We start from the raw sequence: 20762 nt of genomic DNA, 5'->3' as shown, positions 1-20762 counted from the left end.
ACAACGAGCAACAGAACTTACAACGGGATCACATCACCAGAGCGGTGCGATGGCCTCGAACTTTTGCGGCTTGAGAAACTACAGATTCAACATCAATAGCAGGTCTACCAGTAGCACTTGCTGCAAGTAACACCCAGGCTATCTGCCGACGACTTCGAGGACACAAATGCACCGCACGTCACCACCCCAAGCTTATGGATCAAGCACCACGTCATCTGGCTATACCGTGGGCGGGAGTACATACGGCATCCTCCAACGCTGGGCACTGCCTTTGTTGCTGCTCGCCTTCGGCCTGTTCTACTTGTTGCCACTGACCGCCCACGGCCTGTGGATCCCCGATGAAACCCGCTATGCACAGATCAGCCAGGAAATGCTCCTGCGCGGCGACTGGGTCTCCCCTCATTTCATGGGCATCCGTTATTTCGAAAAGCCTATTGCCGGTTATTGGATGATCGCGATCGGCCAGGCGGTATTCGGTGACAACCTGTTCGGAGTACGGGTCGCTTCAGCTGTAAGCACGGGCTTGAGCGTGATCCTGGCCTTCCTCATCACACGCCGAATGTGGAACGACCCACGCAAGAGCTTTGCCGCCGCCTTGCTGTACATGAGCTTTGGCCTGATTGCCGGGCAAGCCGGCTACTCCAACCTCGATCCGCAATTCACCTTATGGGTCAACCTGAGCCTGGTCGCACTGTGGTTCGCCCTGGATGCTCGGAGTACTCGCCCACGCTTGCTGGCCTGGGCCCTGCTGGGCGCCGCCTGCGCAATGGGCTTCATGACCAAGGGCTTCCTGGCCTGGCTACTACCGGTACTGATCGCCTTGCCCTACATGTTGTGGCAGCGCCGTCTCGGTGAGCTGCTGCGCTATGGCCTGGTCGCAGTAGCGGTCGCCATCCTCATCAGCCTGCCCTGGGTATTGAGCATCCATGCCCATGAACCGGACTTCTGGCGCTTCTTCTTCTGGCATGAACACATCCGCCGCTTTGCTGCCGAGAATGCCCAGCACACCCGTCCCTGGTGGTTCTACCTGCCTTTGCTGGCCGCCTCCAGCCTGCCTTGGGCCGCCCTGCTGCCTGGCACGATGATCCAGGCCTGGAAAGACAAGCGCCAGGCTGCAAGCGGTTTCCTGCTGCTGTGGATGTTGCTGCCACTGGTATTTTTCAGCCTCAGCCGTGGCAAGCTGCCGACCTACATCATGCCGTGCCTGTTGCCCCTGGCCATTCTCATGGCGCATGCGCTAATCGAGCGAATCGGCGCAGGCAAGACTCGGGAAATACGCCTTAACAGCCTGCTCAATCTCCTGATTGGCGTAGGCGCACTGGTAACACTGGTAGTGCTGCAGATCACCCGGCCAATCTATGGCCACGATGAAATGCTCAGCTTGTCCCTGGTGTTCATCATGCTCATGGGCTGGATCATTGCCAACCTGCTACCGGCCTCCAAGCCCCTGCATTATTGGGCCGCTCCGGCTCTGGGCATCTGGTTGCTGGTAGCCCTACTGCCAGCTGGCATGCCTGCGATGATCGTCCACCGAGAGATGCCCGATCAGTTCATCAAGGAACACGTAGAAGAACTCAAGCAGGCCAAGACCCTGCTGAGCAACGACCTTGGCGCGGCCTCAGCCTTGGCCTGGAGACTGCAACGCCCTGAAGTGGCGCTGTACAACACCGAAAGCGAATTGAAATACGGCCTGACGTACCCTGACTCGATCCAGCGCAAGGTCAGCATGGAAAACGTCGGCCAATGGATGAGCGAAGCACGCAAACAAGGGTCGGTAGGCGTGGTCATGCGGGTCAAGGACGTGGTGGAGAATCAGGAACTGGCCCTGTTGCCTCTGGGTGGCAAGCGCTATGTACAAGGCAACATCGTGATCCTGATTCTGCCCCAGCTTCAGCCCTGACTCGAACCTCCTGACGCCCCCGTCAGCGTCAACCGCAGTTGGCGCTGGCGTTTTTTTTGCCCTCTAGACGGCGACGGACCGCCCTACACTTGCCCTTCCACGGAACTATATCCATGAAGATCTGCAACAGTGAGCGCAAGGCCCTGGTCCTGCTGCTCGGCGTGTCTGCCCTGATCCTGCTCCTTGGCCTCGGCTCGCGCGAGCTATGGGGCCCTGAAACCCGTTGGGCCAACATCGTCCTGCAGATGTTGCAGAGCGGTGATTACTTCGACCCCTACCTCAAAGGCAGCCCCTATTACGACAAGCCCTTGCCCTCCTACTGGCTGATTGTCGCCAGCACCTGGCTGACGGGCGGACTGGGACATTGGTCGCTGCGCCTGTCCTCGGTACTCGCCGCCTGGCTGAGCATCTGGCTGGTGTACCTGCTGGGCGAGCAGCTGTTTCGCAAAGGCACTGGCCTGATCGCCGGCTGGATGCTGGCTACCACCTTCTATTTCGCCTTCTGGGCCCGGGTGGCAACCGCCGACATTCTCACGGTGTGCGGGGTGTTGGCCGCGGTATGGTGGTACTGGCGCGGTCCCGAGGACACCCGGCTAGGGCGCTACACCGTGTTCTTCCTGTTACTGGCGGCCACCTCCCTGTTCAAGGGCCTGATCGGTTTTGTCCTGCCGGGGCTGGTCCTGCTGCCCCACCTGCTCGACCAAGGGCGCTGGAAACGCCATCTCAACCTGCGCCTATGCCTGGCCCTGCTGATCGCAGGGCTGCTCTACATGACGCCATTCATGCTTTCGCACCTGTACGGCACCCCAAACTCGGGAGAAAGCGGCCTGAGCCTGGTATTTCGCGAAAACGTGGTGCGTTTCTTCGATCCGTTCGACCATGTCGGCCCGATCTACACCTACCTGATCTACCTGCCGCTCTACACCTTGCCCTGGGCTCCCTGCTGGGTTCTCGCGCTATGGGTGGCGGCCAGGCACTGGCGCCAATTGCAACCGAATGAACGCTGGTTGGTGTGGGCCCTGGGCCTGCTGTTCCTGTTCTTTACCGCCAGTGGCAGCCGGCGCAGCTACTATGTCCTGCCGCTTGTACCCTTTGCCCAGCTCCTGGCCGCCTGGTGGTTGAGCCGACGCCTGGAACAAGGACGCGCCAGCGGCAAGGATCGACGCCGTGGCTGGACCCTGGGCTTTGCCAGCGCGGCCATGGTCATGCTGCTGGTGCTGGGCATCGCCTATCCCTGGAGCAACGGGGGCGGCGGGGTGATCCAGTTCGCGGCGCAGGTGAGGAGCGAAGCGAGTCGCATCGCCCCCTGGAACCAGTGGCGAATGGTGATGGTGGAGGTCGATAACAAGCTGCCGATGTACCTGCAGAACCAGGGGACGCCGTTCTACTATGTGGCGCAAACCCAGGACTTCCCGAAGACCGGCAGCAGTGCCGATTTCATGGCCTGGCTGGACAAGACCAGCGGCCAGCATTGGGATCCCCAACGTACGCTGATCTTCGTGGCACAGAGCAAGAAAGGGCCGCAGTTGCTCGATTACCTGGGCCAGGATCACCAGCTGATCCCGACCCTTCCCACCAATGGCGAACGACTGGCCAAGAAGCCGGCGCAAGGCAACATGGCCTTCATCCCCCGCCAGCCAGGGGCATGAACGAAAGCGCCGTGCCTGCTCTCCTGGAGGCACGGCACAACGCTGGCCTTAGAGGTTCACCAGGTTGACGAAGCGCGGCGTGGCTGTGTCATCGATACGCAGGCTGGTGAAGTCGAACAGGTTGCGGTCCGCCAGTTGCGACGGGATGACGTTCTGCAAGCCACGGAAGATGTTCTCGGTACGTCCCGGGCTCTTGCGCTCCCACTCCTGAAGCATTTCCTTGACCACCTGGCGCTGCAGGTTTTCCTGGGAGCCGCAGAGGTTGCAGGGGATGATCGGGAATTGCTTGAGATCGGAATAGGCCTGGATGTCCTTCTCGTTGCAGTAGGCCAGCGGGCGGATCACCACGTTGCGCCCGTCGTCGGCCAGCAGCTTGGGCGGCATGGCCTTGAGCGAGCCGTTGTAGAACATATTGAGGAAGAACGTCTCGACGATGTCGTCACGGTGGTGCCCGAGGGCCATCTTGGTGGCGCCGATCTCGTCGGCGAAGGTGTACAAGGTGCCACGGCGCAAGCGCGAGCACAGCGAGCAGGTGGTCTTGCCTTCGGGCACCAGCTCCTTGACCACCGAGTAAGTGTCTTTCTCGACGATGTGGTACTCGATCCCCAGTTCCTTGAGGTAGGCCGGCAGTACGTGCTCAGGGAAGCCCGGCTGCTTCTGGTCCATGTTCACCGCGACGATCTCGAACTTGATCGGCGCCACCTTCTGCAGGTGCATCAGCACATCGAGCATGGTGTAGCTGTCCTTGCCGCCGGACAGGCAGACCATGACCTTGTCGCCCTCTTCGATCATGTTGAAATCGGCGACCGCTTCGCCCGCCAGTCGGCGAAGGCGTTTCTGCAGTTTGTTCTGGTTGACCGTAAGAGTGCCCATGGCGCTTGGAATCCGCGAGGTGTGTGACGAAAAGCCGAGCATTTTACGCAAAAACACCAGCCCCATGAAAGCGCCCCCGAGCAGCGGCCACTACCACTCAGGCAACAGAGGCACTGGCAATTAGCCCAGGCGTTTACAGCGCAATTTGCTCTAAAGCTGCACACACTTGATGAAAACTCCTCCCTATACTGCGACATAAGGTCGCACACACATACAGACCTGTACCGACTGTGCCACTTGGCTGTAAGCGCTCCGTTGGGGGGCAATGGCAACGATAAAGGAGTGACTGACCATGATTCATCATGTCGTAGGACTCTTCACCCACCCCGATCAGGAATGGCGAGACATCCGTGGCGATGCCGAGGAAAGCATCAGCCACATGTACCTCACCCACACGCTGATTCTGGCGGCGATCCCTGCGGTCTCGGCCTTTATCGGCACCACCCAGGTCGGTTGGGTCATCGGCAGCCGCGCGCCGGTGATGCTGACCGCTGAAAGCGCCCTGTGGATGACCATCATGTCGTACCTGGCCATGCTGGGCGGCGTGGCCGTGATGGGGGCCTTCATCCACTGGATGGCCCGTACCTATGACGCCAACCCGAGCCTGGCACGCTGCGTGGCGTTTGCCACCTACACCGCGACACCGCTATTCGTCGGCGGCCTGGCGGCGCTGTACCCGCACATGTGGCTGGGGATGATCGTCGGGACGGCAGCCATCTGCTACACGGTGTACCTGCTCTACGTCGGCTTGCCGACCTTCATGAACATCCCATCGGACGAGGGATTCCTGTTTTCCAGCTCGGTGCTCGCGGTGGGACTGGTGGTACTGGTGGCGATCATGGCATTCACCGTGATTGTCTGGGGCCTGGGCGTCGGCCCCGTCTACACCAACTGACGCCGCACCAATAATAATCCTCTGTCTGCCAGCACAGGCCGCCGCAAGGCGGCCTGCCTATTTCAGGGTTCTGCGCAGCGATGGCTCGATGACCATTCGGCGCCTGGGCGATTCGGATTCCACGCTCTTTGCGGCATACTCAGCCGCTCTGGAGAACCGCCAAGCATGCCCGAGCAACTCAATACCCGCGTCGAAGACTGTTTCCTACTTGCTGAATCCTTTTTCAAACGTTCCTTCAAACGCCCGGTGGTCAGCCTCAAGTTACGCGGCCAGAAAGCCGGAGTCGCGCATTTGCACGAGAACCTGCTGCGCTTCAATCCACAGCTGTATCGGGAAAACGCCGAAGACTTCCTCAAGCAGACCGTGGCCCACGAGGTGGCACACCTGATTGCCCATCAACTGTTCGGCGACCGCATCCAGCCCCATGGCGAGGAGTGGCAACTGATCATGCGCGGGGTGTACGAGCTGCCACCCAATCGCTGCCATACCTACGAGGTGCAGCGGCGCAGCGTGACCCGCTATATCTACCGCTGCCCCTGTGCCCAGAGCGATTTCCCGTTCTCCGCCCAGCGCCACAAACTCGTGGCCCAGGGCCGCCGCTACCTGTGTCGGCGTTGCCGGCAGATCCTGGTTTACAGCGGTGAAACCCGGATCGAGTGAGCGCACGCCTGCACCTAGGCGATGACCCGATTACGCCGTAGCGCTTCGATCCGCTCAGCCTCATAGCCCAACTCGCTCAGGACCTCGGTCGAGTGAGCTCCCAACCTGACCCCTATATGCCGCGGCTCGGGCAAGCCTGCGGAAAACTTCAGCGGACAAGCCATCTGCGCCTGCACGGTGCCGTCTTCCCGAGGCACCTGGCTGACCAACTGGCGAGCCTGCAACTGCGGGTGCACCACGGCCTCGGCCAGGCTCAGCACGGGCTCGACACAGGCATCGACGCCCGAGAACAACCGGCAAAGCTCGGCGAAGTCGTGCTTCTCGAACTCGATCTGCAGGGCCTGCTTGAGGGCCTGCTGCTGTTCCGGCACGGTCGACAGGCCCTGGGCCGCCAACTCCGGACGTCCCAGCGCCTGACACAACTGCTGCATGAATACCGGCTCCAGGCTGCCTACCGAAAACCAGCGCCCGTCGCGGGTACGGTAATAGTCATAGAAACTGCCGCCGTTGAGCACCTGCTGCTCCATCCCGGGTTCCACCCCGCAAGCCAGGTAGCCAGCACCGGACATGGCGTTCAGGCTGAACGCACAATCGGTCATGCTCACATCCAGATGCTGGCCCTGGCCGCTGTGCTGGCGGGCGACCACCGCTGCCAACAAACCGATCACCCCATGCAGGGAGCCACCGGCGATATCCGCCGCCTGGATCCCCAGGGGTAGTGGCCCCTGGTCCCTACGTCCGGTCTGGCTGGCCAGGCCGGCCAGGGCCAGGTAGTTGATGTCGTGTCCGGCGCGGTCCTTGTATGGCCCGGTCTGACCGTAACCGGTGATGGACACATAGATCAGCCGTGGATTGATCGCCTTCAGGGCCTCGTAGCCCAGGCCCAGGCGCTCCATCACCCCCGGGCGGAACTGTTCGAGGACGATGTCGTAGTCCTGCACCAGTTGCCGCACCACCTCCAGGGCCTCGGGCTGCTTCAGGTCCAGGGCGAGGCTGCGCTTGTTGCGATTGAGATAGGCGTGACTGGCCGATACGCCCTGGTCATGAGGCGGCAGGACCCGCAGCAAGTCCATGCGGCTCAAGGACTCGATGCGCAGTACATCGGCGCCCATGTCTGCCAGCAGCAGCGAAGCGAACGGCCCCGGTAGCAGGGTGGAGAAATCCAGTACCTTGAGTGACGCCAACGGCCCTTGCATGTGCCTCTCCTCTTGATTGACTGACCTCAGAGTAGGCAGGCTCCCAGCTCCCAACAATCACCGCAACGGTCAGTTGCAATGACCGTTGCGCTCAAGGCCCAGGCAATAAAAAACCCGCCGCAGCGGGTTTTTCATGCTCATCGAGCTTACTTGATGCTCGGCGCAGGGCCTTCGGCCACGCCCAGGTCATCGGTTTCGCGGGTGTCGGTAATGGCCCGGCCACCGGAAGCCAGCTCGGCCTGCAGCTTGTCTTCGTCCAGCTCCTTGACCCACTTGGCGACTACCACGGTGGCCACGGCATTGCCCACCAGGTTGGTCAGGGCACGGGCTTCGGACATGAAGCGGTCGATCCCCAGGATCAGCGCCAGGCCGGCAACCGGCAGGTGGCCCACGGCCGACAGGGTGGCCGCCAGGACGATGAAGCCACTGCCCGTCACACCAGCAGCGCCCTTGGAGGACAGCAGCAACACCAGCAGCAAGGTGATCTGGTGAGTGATGTCCATGTGGGTGTCAGTGGCCTGGGCGATGAACACCGCAGCCATGGTCAGGTAGATCGAGGTACCGTCCAGGTTGAACGAGTAACCGGTAGGGATCACCAGGCCGACCACCGACTTCTTGGCGCCCAGGCGTTCCATCTTGATCAGCATGCGTGGCAGCGCCGACTCCGAGGAGGAGGTGCCCAGTACGATCAGCAGTTCCTCACGGATGTAGCGGATCAGCTTGACCACGCTGAAACCATGGGCGCGGCAGATGGCGCCCAGGACCACCAGCACGAACAGTACGCAGGTGATGTAGAAGCAGAGCATCAGCTGGCCCAATTGCACCAGCGAACCCACGCCGTAGGCACCGATGGTGAAGGCCATGGCGCCCAGCGCACCCAGGGGAGCCAGCTTCATGATCATGTTGATGATGTTGAACATCACGTGGGCGAAGCGGTCGATGAAGTCCAGGATCGGCTTGCCGTAGGCGCCCAGGCGATGCAGGGCGAAACCGAAGATCACCGAGAACATCAGCACTTGCAGGATATCGCCGTTGGCGAAGGCACCGACGATGGTCGCCGGAATCACATTGAGGATGAAGGCGACCACGCTCTGCTCGTTACCGGCAGTCACGTAGGCAGCGACTTTCGAGGCATCCAGGGTTGCAGCGTCGATATGCATGCCGGCACCCGGCTGCACGACGTTGACCACCACCAGGCCGATCAGCAAGGCGATAGTGGAGACGATCTCGAAGTACAGCAGCGCATAGCCACCGGTCTTGCCCACCGATTTCATGTTCTGCATACCGGCGATACCGCTGACCACGGTGCAGAAAATGATCGGTGCGATGACCATCTTGATCAGTTTGATGAAGCCATCGCCCAGGGGCTTGAGGGCCACGCCGGTCTGGGGATAGAAGTGACCGAGCAGGATGCCGATGGCGATGGCAACGATCACCTGGAAATACAGGGATTTGTACAGTGGCTGACGAGTCGTCATTGCAAAGTTCCTCAAGAGCCCCGGCATGCTGCTTCCATCACGGCATGCGGTGCCTAAAGTGCGAACCCTCCTGCGCTGGAGGGATTTGTTGTGTCGAACTGCGCACAGGCAGATCTGCAGGCTCTATCGCAAGGCTCGTGCCACCTTGCCAAAAAACCAATGAGGCCTTTTAAAACAAGGGGTTAGAGCCAAACTTTGCATCCAGTGAGCTACGGCTGAGCTGGCGGATTTCCGCCCACCCACCGATTCTCGTCCTACAATTTGGCGGATATCCGCCTTGTTCCCTCGTCGAAGCGCTCGCTAAGATCCACCATTCAACGGACGGACCAGCCCGCATGCGCGAACGCACTATCGCCAGCCACTTTGCCCGCGCCGCCCTCGGCGGGGCACACCGCCGCGGCTACGACTATCTACCGCTGCTGCAACAGCTGGGGATCAGCCCCGAACTGCTGAGCCAGCCCAAGGCCCGGATCGCTCCCGAGCAATTCGCCCAATTGCTGCAACGACTGTGGTTGGAGCTGGAGGACGAGTACCTCGGATTCGCTGATGGCCCCAGCAAGCCTGGGACCTTTGCCATGATGTGCCATGCGCTGATCCACTGCCGTACCTTGGAGAAGGCACTCAATCGCGGATTATTATTTTATAGCTTATTCCCACAGGCCCCGCGCTTGAGCCTGACCCGTGAAGGCGACATGGCCAGGTTGAGCCTGGACGACTCCGGGCTATGGGACCCGGAACACTTTCTCAGCGAATGCCTGCTGGTGATCTGGCATCGCTTGGGCAGTTGGCTGATCGGCCAGCGGGTCCGCCTGGAACAGGCCGGTTTCAGCTATCCACGCCCCGAGCACGGCGCGGAATACGACCTGCTATTCCCTTGCCCGCTGCAATTCGACCAGCCGTGCAGCAGCCTGCTGTTCCACAGCCGCTACCTGGACATGCCGCTGTTGCAGGATGAACGCACCCTCAAGCACTTTCTCGAACGCTCTCCTGCCGACCTGCTATCACGACCCGATGAGGGCGACAGCCTCAGCAGCCAACTGCGCCGCCTGCTGGCCCGCGACCGCGAACACTGGCCCGACCTGGAAAGCGTCGCCCAGCACATGCATGTCAGCCCCCAGACCCTGCGTCGGCATTTGCGCGAAGAAGGCTTGAGCTTCCAGGAATTGAAGGACGAGCTGCGGCGCGACATCGCCATCTACCACCTGGGGCGTGCCGACCTGTCCTTGCAGCAGATTGCCGAGCAACTGGGGTTTTCCGAACCTTCGGCCTTCCACCGGGCCTTCAAGAAGTGGACCGGCCTGACTCCAGGTGCCTATCGCGCCCGGAGCCAGTGACCCGATCGGCTACAGCTCGGGGAAATGGATGCGAAAGGCTGCGCCACCCAAGGCTGAGTCGCCCAGGGCCAGGCGCGCACCGTAGCTCTCGATAATGTCCTTGACCACCGCCAGGCCGATGCCCTGCCCCGGATGCTGGCGGTCCAGGCGCTCGCCACGCTGGAGTATCCGTGCCCGTTGATCCGCCGGCACCCCTGGCCCATCGTCCTCCACGCACAGCTCGGAACCGTCCAGGCTCTCGCGCACACTGACGCGCACCGACCCCAGGCACAAGCGGTAGGCGTTCTCCAGCAGGTTGCCCAGAAGCTCCAGCAAGGCGCCGTGCTCGATCGGCAGATAGCAGCGCTCAGGCAGGTCGAACGAGACTTTCACCCGCTTGTCGCGATAGACCTTGTCCAGGGTATCGCACAGGCTTTGCAGGACCGGACGCAAGCGAACCTGGTGGCGTACCAGGCCACTCTTGCGCAGACTGGCACGTTGCAACTGATAGCTGATCTGCTGGCTCATGCGCTCGATCTGCCCTTGCAGGACCCAGGCCTGCTCACGATCCTGGGGGCGCAGCGCCATGTCCTCGCTGACCCCTTGCAAGACCGCCAGCGGGGTTTTCAAGCTATGGGCCAGGTCGTCCAGGGAGTCGCGGTAGCGCCTGCGCTGCTCACGCTCGCTCTGCAGCAGGCGGTTCAACGAACCGGTCAGGCGCAAGAGCTCTCGTGGATGTTCTTCGCTCAGGCTCTGGCGGGTGCCGCTCTCGATCTGGTCCAGCTCCTGGCTCAAGCGCCGCAGGGCCTGCAGGCCCCAGGTCAGGCCCAGCCAGAGCAATGCCAGCAGCACCAGCAGCGCCGCGCCAAACCCCAGGTAGAGGTTCTCCCGCACCCCTTCCAGGGTCTGCTGATACTCGCGCACCGGTTGCAAGGCAACGATGCTGAAGGCAGCGCTCTTGCCCCCCAACAACTTGATCTCGACGTCGTAGACGAAGAACTCCTGCCCATTGGCCTCGCGAATCCTGGCGAATTCATTGCCACGTCCGTCATAGCGCGGTCGGTAGTTGATGTTCTCTTCCTGGGTCGCCCGTGAACGCCACACCAGGTGCCCCTCACGGTCGTAGATGTAGCCCAGCAGCCGGCTGTCGGCGAGGTTGAAGCGCTCATCAGGCAGCTGCGCCGGCATTTGCAGGCGGTTGTCCTGGATGCGTGCCGCCGAGATCAGGGTCGTGACATCGGACGCCAGGCGCTGCTCGATGGAGTCCTGCAACGCCAGGCTGAAGGCCCCCTGCATCGCCGGCAGCAACGCCAGCATGAACAGTACCGCCAGGATGGTAGCGGCCAGCATCAACCGCAGCCGTAGCGATCGAATCATCGGCAACGCTCGTTGAACAAGTAGCCCAGACCACGCACCGTATCGATCGGCTTGAAGCCTGACGGGGCCTCCAGCTTGCGTCGCAACCGCCCTACCAGCACCTCGATGACGTTCGGATCACGCTCGTCATCATCCGGGTACAACTGTTCCATCAGCCGATCCTTGGCCACCACCTGCTGATGATGGCGCATCAGGTATTCGAGAATCCGGTACTCGTAGGCGGTCAACGCCAAAGGTTGCTCATCAAGGGAAGCCTGCTTGCGATTCAGGTCCAGCAGCAAGGGCCCGGCAATGATGGTGGCCTGGGTGAATCCGCTGGAACGGCGCAGCAACGCATTGAGCCGGGCTTCCAACTCCTCGAACTGGAAAGGCTTGACCACATAGTCATCGGCACCGCTGGCCAGGCCTTCGACCTTGTCCTGCCAATTGCCCCGAGCCGTGAGGATCAGGATCGGAAAGCTCTTGCCACGGGCACGCAGTTGCCGGATCAGGTCCAGCCCGCCCATGCCCGGAAGGCCCAGGTCGATCACCGCCAGGTCGTGATTGAACTGTTCGCTCTGATACAGCGCCTCCTCGGCATTCGCCACGGACTCGACGACATGCCCGCTGTCGGTCAGGCGGGTTTGCAAGTGATGGCGCAACAGCGCCTCATCCTCGACGACCAGCAATTTCATAATGCTCTCCCAGGCAGTATTCGACATCTGCAGGGGCGCTCCTGCGCCCCGATGATTAACGCACCAACGCCGGGCCATACCCACAAGGGTATGGCCCGGCGCGGTTCAAGGACCCGTTCGCTGATCAGAATGCGCGATTGGCCGACAGATAGGCCCGAACGCTGCCAGCCACTGACAGGAACACAGCGTGACCGTCAGGCAGGTCATTAGCGAGGAGGTTGCCACGAGCGACCTGGACAGTGGCGCAGGTACTGAAAACAGTAAGGACCAGGGTCGGTTTTTTCAACGAGCTCATTAAAGGGTTTCCTATGCACGACTCGGCATCTTGATTATCAGGCTAGAGTAAACGGCTTGCCCTGAACTCCTACTGAACATTTCCTTAACCCCTCCTGAATACCGCTTGGCAGGCCTTCGAGCCTTGCATGGCTATCCTGCGAGTTTGCAACGCGGCACACTAGCGACCATGACTGAACTTCCTCCTCTTCCCGCCTGCTGTACCTCACTGGACGCCTCCTGGCCCTTGCCGACTCCTTTGCCCGATACCCTCTGGCTGAGCACCCGGTTCGATCCCGGCCAACTGCTGGCGGGCGATTTCCAGCGCAGCGGCATCCAAGCACCGCCGAGCATCCAGCGCTCGGTGGCCAAGCGCCAAGCTGAATTCCTCGCCGGACGCCTATGCGCTCGAGCGGCCTTGTGGCAGCTCCAGCAGTTGGACTGGACTCCCGCTATCGGTGCCGATCGGGCACCGGTATGGCCGCCCCATATCAGCGGCTCGATCACCCATAGCACCGGGCGCGCCGCCGCCATCGTCGCCGATAAGCGCCATTGGCGGGCACTGGGAATGGACCTGGAAACCCTGCTCAGCGCCGAGCGTGCCAGCAAGCTGGCGGAACAGATCCTGACTCCCGCCGAGCTGCAGCGTCGTGAACAACTGCCGGACGAACTGCAGGCCCTGGCCGTGACCTTGACGTTCTCGATCAAGGAAAGCCTGTACAAGACGCTTTATCCGCTGGTGCAAAAGAACTTCTATTTCGAACATGCCGAAGTACTGGACTGGAGCCCTGATGGCCAGGTACGCATGCGCCTGCTGACGGACCTGTCCGAGGAATGGCATCACGGCCGCGAGCTGGAGGGGCAATTTACCGTCGAGGACGAGCAATTGCTCAGCCTGATCGCCATCAAGGCCTGACCCCTTCCATTAACGGGGCTCCTGCTGGCGCGGCCAGGCCAGGCTGAAGCAGGCCCCACCCAGGCTCTTGCTCCGGCCGATCAGGGCCCGGCCACCATGCCAATAGATGATGCGCCGCACGATCGACAGCCCCAGCCCATGACCGCCAGAGGCTCGGGTCCGACTGTCATCCAGGCGCAGGAAGGGCGTGAAGATCTTTTCCCAGGCACTTTCCGGTACCCCCGGGCCGTCATCCTCCACATCTATACGGCAACGCAATTGCCCAACCTGATAGCTGACGGTCACCTGGGATTCGGCATGGCGCATGGCGTTGCCCACCAGGTTCTGCAACGCCCGATGCAGGTAGCGTGGTTCGGCTTCGACCCAGGTACCGTCACAATCGGCAGCAGACAGGCACAGGCCACACTGGACCTTGAGATTGGCGCGCAACGGCGCCAACTCGCTGATCACCTGGTTGATCAGTGCATGCAGGTCGATGCGCTGGAAATTCAAGGCGGGCGAGCCTTGCTCCAGTCGAGCGTAGGTAAGCATCTCGTCCACCAGGCGGTCGAGGTCCTGGATGTCGTTATCCATGCCATCCAGGTATTTCTGCCGCGCTTTGTCGTTACCTGCCGAGGCGATCATCTCCAGGCCGAAGCGCAGGCGCGCCACCGGGGTCCGCAACTCATGGGAAACCGCCCGGACCAGCTCGCGCTGGATCGCCAGCAATCGTTGCAAGTGCTCAGCCATGCCGTTGAATGCCGCCGCCAGGCGTCCCACCGAGTCAGCGCCCCTGGCCGGTACCCGGACCTCCAGGCTGCCTTTGGCGATCCGCGTAGCCGCCGCCTCCAGGCCATTGACGCGACGCTCCAGCTGGCGCACCAATAAATAGACGATCAGCCCGATCAAGCTCAGCCCCAGCACGGCAATCGATACCAGCCACTGCACCGGATAGGGGTTCATCTGGTACAACGGGCCGATTTCCAGCACCCAGGGAGTGCCCGCCAGCCCGGCGAACACCCGGATCGAATCCCCTCCCTTGCCCAGCGCCATCACCGTATCGCCTTCAGCCACCCGGCGGCGCTGGTCGTCATCCATATCGGCGACATCCAGGGCAGACAAGTGCATATCGAAACCAAAGCCCTTGGCTTGCTTCAGGGCCGCCAGGCGCTCGGGCTGCTCTGCCACCGGATAACGCACCAGTTCATCGGCCAGCAGGTAGATGGTCGCCCGGGCCAGTTGCTCGCTGATCTGCTGCACCTCGGCACTGAGCAGCAACTGCTCCTTCTCGCTGACCAGTCGATAGACCCGGGCAGCGAACGGCCCCGTCTGCTCGACCAGCGCCTGGCCGCGCAGCACTCGACCACGCTGGCTACCATCCAGATCGGTCTGGCTGAAAGTCTTCAGGCTCAGAGGGATGCCCAGCAACCGTTCCCACACGGCCAGCGCCCGCCGCCGCTCGATCTCGCTCATGGGTTGCAGGTTGTCGGCCATCAGCGAAAAGGTGCCATGCGCCAGTCGCTCGCGGTACTGCTCGCTGCGCACCTGATTGAGCAGGTGCAAGGCCAGCACGCCGAGCAATGCCACCAGAATCAGCGCGGCGCACATACCGCCATAGATGCGCAGGAAGATCGAGTTCACAGGGGCATGTCGGCAGCGGCCTCGGGAACGAACAGGTACCCCTTGCTGCGGATGGTCTTGATCAACCGCGGATGCTCCGGGTCATCACCGATCTTCGGCCGGATGCGCGAGATCCGCACATCGATGGAGCGGTCCTGGCCGTCATAACCGATACCACGCAAGGCCGTGAAGATCTCTTCGCGGGACAGGATCCGCCCGGCATTGGCCACCAGCAGCCACAAAAGATCGAACTCGGCGCTGGTCAACTCGATGCCGGTGTCGCAGAGCCAGGCTTCGCGCAAGGCGTTATCCACCACCAGCGGACCGAATTGCAGGCGGCGAGTCTTCTCGGCCTGCGCTTCCGGAGCCTCGCTACGGCGCAGCAGCGCCTGGATCCGGGCCAATAACAGCCGCGGTCGCACCGGCTTGCACACATAGTCATCGGCCCCCTGGTCCAGTCCCATGATCTGGTCCATATCGTCGGTGCGCGCGGTGAGCATCAGGATCGGTCCGTCATAACGGTCACGCACCTTGCGACAGATGCTCAGCCCGTCCTCGCCAGGAAGCATCAGGTCCAGAATCACCAGGTCCGGTTGCTCGGCGATGATCCTCGCGGCAGCCAGGGCACCATCGCCCTCGATCGCCACTTGTAGTGCGTTGCTCTCCAGATACTCCCGGGTCAACTCAGCCAGACGCTGGTCATCCTCGACAATCAATATCCGCCAGGCTTCCTGCTCCACGCTCGACCTCTTCTTTGTCTTGTTGTCAGCATTCTGCACCCATCACTGCGTACATCTTTCTGTCATGAAAAAAGCCGATAACCGGCCCGAGGGAAGACACGCTTGGGGCAGTGGATCGCGACGGATTGTAGCAACCGGCGAAGCCTCTTATACAAGCGGTGAAAACGACTCGGTCAGGGAGATTTTTTGTGATAGGGTTCGCGCCCGCAAAAATCCGCCCCAGGCAATTTTCGCCCGCAAAAAACAGTGACAAACGGTTCCATGCAGTGGGACTGCGGGCTGCAAGAGTTTTACCCAAACCATGCACACTTTACGCACAAACTTATCCACAGGCCTTACGTTGCAACCACCCCCTAAACGCATTATCTTGTAGCCCGGCGGCAAAAAAACCCTACATCTAGGGTTTTCCCCAAAAAACCAAACACAATTCAGACAAGAAACTCAAGCGCTTTTCTTGCGCCCGTTTGGTTGAACCAATCGCTGTTTTAGAAGACCAACACCGCACGCGCGGATGGCACCGTTTTCTACCTCGTTCAGGAGAAGGCGGTACGGGTGTTGCAACAAGAGATTGCCACCCATCAGGAACAAGATGCCGGAGCAGATCCCGGCATCCATGACTTCGGCATGGAAGCGGCGCCAAGAGCCCTTCCTGAACTGTCCCGAAGTCGTTATGCCGGCCCGCGCCGGTAATAGTGCTTCAGGACGGAACGGTGGGCACCTTATGGGTGCCCAAACAAACATAGAGAACGTGGAGAGACCCATGCAAACCGACACAACTCGCGAGAACCCGCAGGCCAATGCGCCGCAGGCCGCCGATTCCAACCTGGATCTGTCTGCTACCGCACCTGGCCAATTGCGCGTGATCAAGCGTAACGGCACTGTCGTCCCCTACACCGACGACAAGATCACCGTCGCTATCACCAAAGCGTTCCTCGCAGTTGAAGGCGGCACCGCTGCTGCCTCGTCGCGAATCCACGACACCGTGGCCCGCCTGACCGAACAAGTCACCGCGACCTTCAAGCGCCGCATGCCTTCGGGCGGCACCATCCACATCGAAGAGATCCAGGACCAGGTAGAACTGGCCCTGATGCGTGCCGGCGAGCAGAAAGTCGCTCGCGACTACGTGATCTACCGCGACTCCCGCGCCAAGGAGCGCGCCACCCGCTCTACCAGCGAAGAGCCGGTGAACGCTCACCCTTCGATCCGCATCTCCCGCGCCGACGGCAGCTTCGCCCCTCTGGACATGGGCCGCCTGAACACCATCGTCAGCGAAGCCTGCGAAGGGCTGGAAGAAGTCGACGGCGAGCTGATCCAGCGCGAGACCCTGAAGAACCTCTACGACGGCGTAGCCATCAAGGACGTCAACACCGCCCTGGTGATGACCGCCCGCACCCTGGTGGAGCGCGAGCCGAACTACTCGTTCGTCACCGCCCGCCTGCTGATGGATACCCTGCGCGCCGAAGCCCTGGGCTTCCTGGACGTCGCCGACAGCGCCACCCACCACGAAATGGCCGACCTGTACGCCAAGGCCCTGCCGGCCTACGTCGCCAAGGGTGTCGAGTTCGAACTGCTGAACCCGGTACTGGCTGAATTCGACCTGGAGAAACTCGGCAAGGCGATCAACCACGAGCGCGACCAGCAGTTCACCTACCTGGGCCTGCAGACCCTGTACGACCGCTACTTCATCCACAAGGACGGCGTGCGTTTCGAACTGCCACAGATCTTCTTCATGCGCGTGGCCATGGGCCTGGCGATCGAAGAGAAACAACGCGAAGACCGCGCCATCGAGTTCTACAACCTGTTGTCGTCCTTCGACTACATGGCCTCGACCCCGACCCTGTTCAACGCCGGCACCTTGCGTCCACAACTGTCCAGCTGCTACCTGACCACCGTTCCGGACGACCTGTCGGGCATCTACGGCGCCATCCACGACAACGCCATGCTGTCGAAATTCGCTGGCGGCCTGGGTAACGACTGGACCCCGGTACGTGCCCTGGGCTCGTACATCAAGGGCACCAATGGCAAGTCCCAAGGTGTCGTGCCGTTCCTGAAAGTAGTCAACGACACCGCTGTCGCGGTCAACCAGGGCGGCAAGCGCAAGGGCGCGGTCTGCGCCTACCTGGAAACCTGGCACCTGGACATCGAGGAATTCCTCGAGCTGCGCAAGAACACCGGTGACGACCGTCGCCGTACCCACGACATGAACACCGCCAACTGGATCCCGGACCTGTTCATGAAGCGCGTCTTCGATGACGGCAAGTGGACCCTGTTCTCGCCAAACGAAGTACCCGATCTGCACGACCTGACCGGCAAGGCCTTCGAAGAGCGCTACGAGTACTACGAAGCCCTGACCGAGTACAACAAGATCAAGGTATTCAAGACCATCCAGGCCAAAGACCTGTGGCGCAAGATGCTGTCGATGCTGTTCGAGACCGGCCACCCATGGCTGACCTTCAAGGACCCATGCAACCTGCGCTCGCCGCAGCAGCACGTGGGCGTGGTCCACAGCTCGAACCTGTGCACCGAGATCACCCTGAACACCAACAAGGACGAGATCGCCGTCTGCAACCTGGGCTCGATCAACCTGCCGAACCACATCGTCGACGGCAAGCTCGATACCGCCAAGCTGGCACGCACCGTCAAGACTGCCGTGCGCATGCTCGACAACGTGATCGACATCAACTACTACTCGGTTCCGCAAGCACAGAACTCGAACTTCAAGCACCGCCCAGTAGGCCTGGGCATCATGGGCTTCCAGGATTCGCTGTACCTGCAGCACATCCCGTACGGTTCGGATGCCGCGGTGGAGTTCGCCGACAAGTCCATGGAAGCGGTCAGCTACTACGCGATCCAGGCCTCCTGCGACCTGGCCGACGAGCGCGGTTCCTACCAGACCTTCGAGGGTTCCCTGTGGTCCCAGGGCATCCTGCCACTGGACAGCCAGCAGATCCTGATCGAGGCCCGTGGCGCCAAGTACATCGACGTCAACCTGGAAGAGTCCCTGGATTGGGCGCCGATTCGCGAGCGCGTCAAGAAAGGCATCCGTAACTCGAACATCATGGCCATTGCGCCGACCGCGACCATCGCCAACATCACCGGCGTATCGCAGTCGATCGAGCCGACCTACCAGAACCTGTACGTGAAGTCGAACCTGTCGGGCGAGTTCACCGTGATCAACCCATACCTGGTGCGCGACCTCAAGGCTCGCGGCCTGTGGGACTCGGTCATGATCAACGACCTGAAGTACTACGACGGTTCCGTGCAGCAGATCGAGCGTATCCCGCAAGAGCTGAAGGACCTGTACGCCACCGCGTTCGAAGTCGAGACCAAGTGGATCGTCGATGCCGCCTCCCGCCGCCAGAAGTGGATCGACCAGGCTCAGTCGCTGAACCTGTACATCGCCGGCGCTTCGGGCAAGAAGCTGGACGTGACCTACCGCATGGCTTGGTACCGTGGCCTGAAAACCACCTACTACCTCCGCGCCCTGGCCGCCACCAGCACCGAGAAGTCCACCATCAACACCGGCAAGCTGAATGCTGTATCCAGCGGCGGTGACCATGGCGACAGCTCGATCCTGGCAGCCCCAGCCGGTCCTGCTCCAGTGCCGAAGGCTTGCGCCATCGACGAGCCGGATTGCGAAGCTTGCCAATAAGCTGAACCGACAGGTGCCCCACGGGCACCTGCACCAACCCCCGATATGCCACCGGTGTATCGGGGGTTTTCTTTTGCCTGATCCCAGCACTCCTTGCTTGCACCGGCCTGCTGGCGACCCAGCTCACTGCATGCCTTACCGCTCCCCAAAGAGCAGGGACGAATACCAAAACGCGGGCATGAAAAAGCCCCTCGGGGAGGGGCTTCTTGTCCAGCGCGTCAGCGACCCCGCATCAGGTCATCTGGATGGTGGTCTGCATGATGGTGCTCTGGGTAGAGATGGTCTTGGCGTTCGCCTGATAGTTGCTCTGGGCCTTGATCAGGTTCACCAGCTCGTTGGTCAGGTTGACGTTGGACTCTTCCAGGGCGTTGGACTGGATTGAACCCAAGGTACCAGTCTTGGGGGCGTCATAACCTGGAATACCCGAGGAGTAGGTTTCTTTCCATTGGGTGCCGCCTACCGGCTGCAGACCCTGCTCGTTGGTGAAGCTGGCCAGGGAGATCTGGCCGATCGCCTTGGTCTGCTCGTTGCTGAAGTTGGCGAGCAGGACGCCGGTGCCATCGATCGTCAGGTTGGTGATCTGGCCAGTGGAATAGCCATTCTGCGCGATCACCGTGCGGTTGTTGTCACCGAGCACCGAGCCGGTCTTGGTCATGTCGATGCTGACCCCGGCCGGGGCCGGCTTGGCGCCGTTAGGGGTGAAAACGCCGTTGGTCACAGTACCTGGTGTCCAGGCTGTGGCAGACATGACAATTTTGTTACCACTCACAGTGAATGGGCTTACGAGAGGTGCAGCCGGGGGCGTGATGGAAGCCAGCTTGCCCGATGAGTCGAAGTTGATGGTGATCGGCGACTGCATTGGGTTATTGAAAGCCGTACCGTTCGGGTTGCGCCCCTCGACCAGGGTATAGGTCTGCCACTGGTTAGGACCGGTCTTGATCATGTACTGGTCCATGATGTGCTTGTTGCCCTGGGTATCATAGATCGGGGTACTGAACTGCTTGGTATAGGTAGTGTTGTCAGTAGGGTCGAACTTGTAGGTCGCAGCTGCCGTATTGATGACATCAGCGCTGGAGTTCAGGTTGATGGTCGAGGAGATCGCGTCGGTTGGCTTTGGCGGCAGGTTCGAGGTATCGATCCGCAGGTCGGTCAGCACGCCATTGATGATCTTGCCGTTGTCATCCACGCCATAGCCCTGCAGGCGGGCAGTGCCATCACTGTTGGTGATGTAGCCTTCCTTGTCGGTCTTGAAGGTACCGGCACGGGTATAGGACAGCGAACCATTGGTGCTCAGCACGAAGAAGCCCTGACCCTGGATGCCCATGTCCAGCACGTTGCCAGTGTTGTTGATATCACCGTTGGTGAACTGCTGGGAAACGTTGGCCAGGCGCACGCCGTTGCCCACCACCTGGGTACCGCTGCCCAGTTTGGTGGCCGAATACACGTCGGCGAACTCTGTCCGGGACGACTTGAAGCCGGTGGTCGCCACGTTGGCAATGTTGTTACCAGTCACATCCAGTTGTTTGCTGGCAGCGTAGAGGCCGCTAAGGCCGACGTTGAAAGACAT

General features: G+C 61.2%; 15 protein-coding genes. 7 read left to right on the top strand and 8 right to left on the bottom strand.

The window, feature by feature from the left end; translation table 11 throughout:
- Positions 1 to 166 precede the first annotated feature (166 nt).
- Positions 167 to 1900, top strand: coding sequence for a lipid IV(A) 4-amino-4-deoxy-L-arabinosyltransferase (gene arnT, locus C4K39_RS16800; RefSeq protein WP_124347027.1), 1734 nt, complete (start codon positions 167 to 169; stop codon positions 1898 to 1900).
- Between the two features lie 113 nt (positions 1901 to 2013).
- Positions 2014 to 3549 carry an ArnT family glycosyltransferase gene (locus C4K39_RS16795; protein ID WP_124347026.1) on the top strand — a complete coding sequence of 512 codons (1536 nt, stop codon included), beginning with the start codon at positions 2014 to 2016 and terminating at the stop codon, positions 3547 to 3549.
- A 48-nt stretch (positions 3550 to 3597) separates the two neighbouring features.
- Here C4K39_RS16795 and ttcA read toward each other — a convergent pair whose 3' ends face one another.
- A complete protein-coding gene (gene ttcA, locus C4K39_RS16790) occupies positions 3598 to 4422 on the bottom strand; it encodes a tRNA 2-thiocytidine(32) synthetase TtcA (protein WP_068587546.1) in 825 nt (274 codons plus the stop codon).
- A 292-nt stretch (positions 4423 to 4714) separates the two neighbouring features.
- Here ttcA and C4K39_RS16785 point away from each other — a divergent pair, with 292 nt between their 5' ends.
- Both C4K39_RS16785 and C4K39_RS16780 read left to right on the top strand, forming a co-directional pair.
- Positions 4715 to 5317 carry a Yip1 family protein gene (locus tag C4K39_RS16785; protein ID WP_068587548.1) on the top strand — a complete coding sequence of 201 codons (603 nt, stop codon included), beginning with the start codon at positions 4715 to 4717 and terminating at the stop codon, positions 5315 to 5317.
- Positions 5318 to 5482: 165 nt separating this feature from the next.
- The gene (locus C4K39_RS16780) at positions 5483 to 5977 is read left to right on the top strand and encodes a SprT family zinc-dependent metalloprotease (RefSeq protein ID WP_068587550.1); all 495 of its coding nucleotides are present in this window, start codon (positions 5483 to 5485) and stop codon (positions 5975 to 5977) included.
- Positions 5978 to 5991: 14 nt separating this feature from the next.
- Here the strand turns inward: C4K39_RS16780 and C4K39_RS16775 are convergent, their stop codons facing one another.
- Entirely contained in the window at positions 5992 to 7173 is a 1182-nt protein-coding gene (locus C4K39_RS16775) for a CaiB/BaiF CoA transferase family protein (protein WP_124347025.1), read from the bottom strand.
- Between the two features lie 146 nt (positions 7174 to 7319).
- Positions 7320 to 8651: a dicarboxylate/amino acid:cation symporter gene (locus tag C4K39_RS16770; RefSeq protein ID WP_068587554.1), complete on the bottom strand. Its 1332-nt coding sequence runs from the start codon at positions 8649 to 8651 to the stop codon at positions 7320 to 7322.
- A 335-nt stretch (positions 8652 to 8986) separates the two neighbouring features.
- Here C4K39_RS16770 and C4K39_RS16765 point away from each other — a divergent pair, with 335 nt between their 5' ends.
- Complete coding sequence (locus C4K39_RS16765) at positions 8987 to 9985, top strand: AraC family transcriptional regulator (protein ID WP_068587556.1); 999 nt, start codon at positions 8987 to 8989, stop codon at positions 9983 to 9985.
- Positions 9986 to 9994: 9 nt separating this feature from the next.
- Here C4K39_RS16765 and C4K39_RS16760 read toward each other — a convergent pair whose 3' ends face one another.
- Positions 9995 to 11341 carry an ATP-binding protein gene (locus C4K39_RS16760; protein ID WP_068587558.1) on the bottom strand — a complete coding sequence of 449 codons (1347 nt, stop codon included), beginning with the start codon at positions 11339 to 11341 and terminating at the stop codon, positions 9995 to 9997.
- On the bottom strand, positions 11338 to 12015 hold the full coding sequence (locus C4K39_RS16755) for a response regulator (protein ID WP_068587581.1): 678 nt from the start codon (positions 12013 to 12015) through the stop codon (positions 11338 to 11340). Before C4K39_RS16755 ends, C4K39_RS16760 begins: the two co-directional genes overlap by 4 nt.
- A gap of 463 nt (positions 12016 to 12478) precedes the next feature.
- Between C4K39_RS16755 and C4K39_RS16750 the strand changes: the two genes are divergently transcribed.
- The gene (locus C4K39_RS16750) at positions 12479 to 13204 is read left to right on the top strand and encodes a 4'-phosphopantetheinyl transferase family protein (RefSeq protein ID WP_068587560.1); all 726 of its coding nucleotides are present in this window, start codon (positions 12479 to 12481) and stop codon (positions 13202 to 13204) included.
- A gap of 9 nt (positions 13205 to 13213) precedes the next feature.
- Here C4K39_RS16750 and C4K39_RS16745 read toward each other — a convergent pair whose 3' ends face one another.
- Complete coding sequence (locus C4K39_RS16745; RefSeq protein WP_068587562.1) at positions 13214 to 14824, bottom strand: ATP-binding protein; 1611 nt, start codon at positions 14822 to 14824, stop codon at positions 13214 to 13216.
- Complete coding sequence (locus tag C4K39_RS16740; RefSeq protein ID WP_068587564.1) at positions 14821 to 15543, bottom strand: response regulator; 723 nt, start codon at positions 15541 to 15543, stop codon at positions 14821 to 14823. The genes C4K39_RS16745 and C4K39_RS16740 overlap by 4 nt, the downstream gene beginning before the upstream one ends.
- A 760-nt stretch (positions 15544 to 16303) precedes the next feature.
- Here C4K39_RS16740 and C4K39_RS16735 point away from each other — a divergent pair.
- Positions 16304 to 19195 carry a ribonucleoside-diphosphate reductase subunit alpha gene (locus C4K39_RS16735; protein ID WP_068587566.1) on the top strand — a complete coding sequence of 964 codons (2892 nt, stop codon included), beginning with the start codon at positions 16304 to 16306 and terminating at the stop codon, positions 19193 to 19195.
- 232 nt (positions 19196 to 19427) lie between these two features.
- Here the strand turns inward: C4K39_RS16735 and flgE are convergent, their stop codons facing one another.
- Positions 19428 to 20762: a flagellar hook protein FlgE gene (gene flgE / locus C4K39_RS16730; RefSeq protein ID WP_124347024.1), complete on the bottom strand. Its 1335-nt coding sequence runs from the start codon at positions 20760 to 20762 to the stop codon at positions 19428 to 19430.

This window comes from Pseudomonas sessilinigenes (genome assembly GCF_003850565.1).
Classification (GTDB): domain Bacteria; phylum Pseudomonadota; class Gammaproteobacteria; order Pseudomonadales; family Pseudomonadaceae; genus Aquipseudomonas; species Aquipseudomonas sessilinigenes.
The sequence above is the reverse complement of the archived record's forward strand: the minus strand, read 5'-3'. Positions and strand labels throughout refer to the sequence as shown.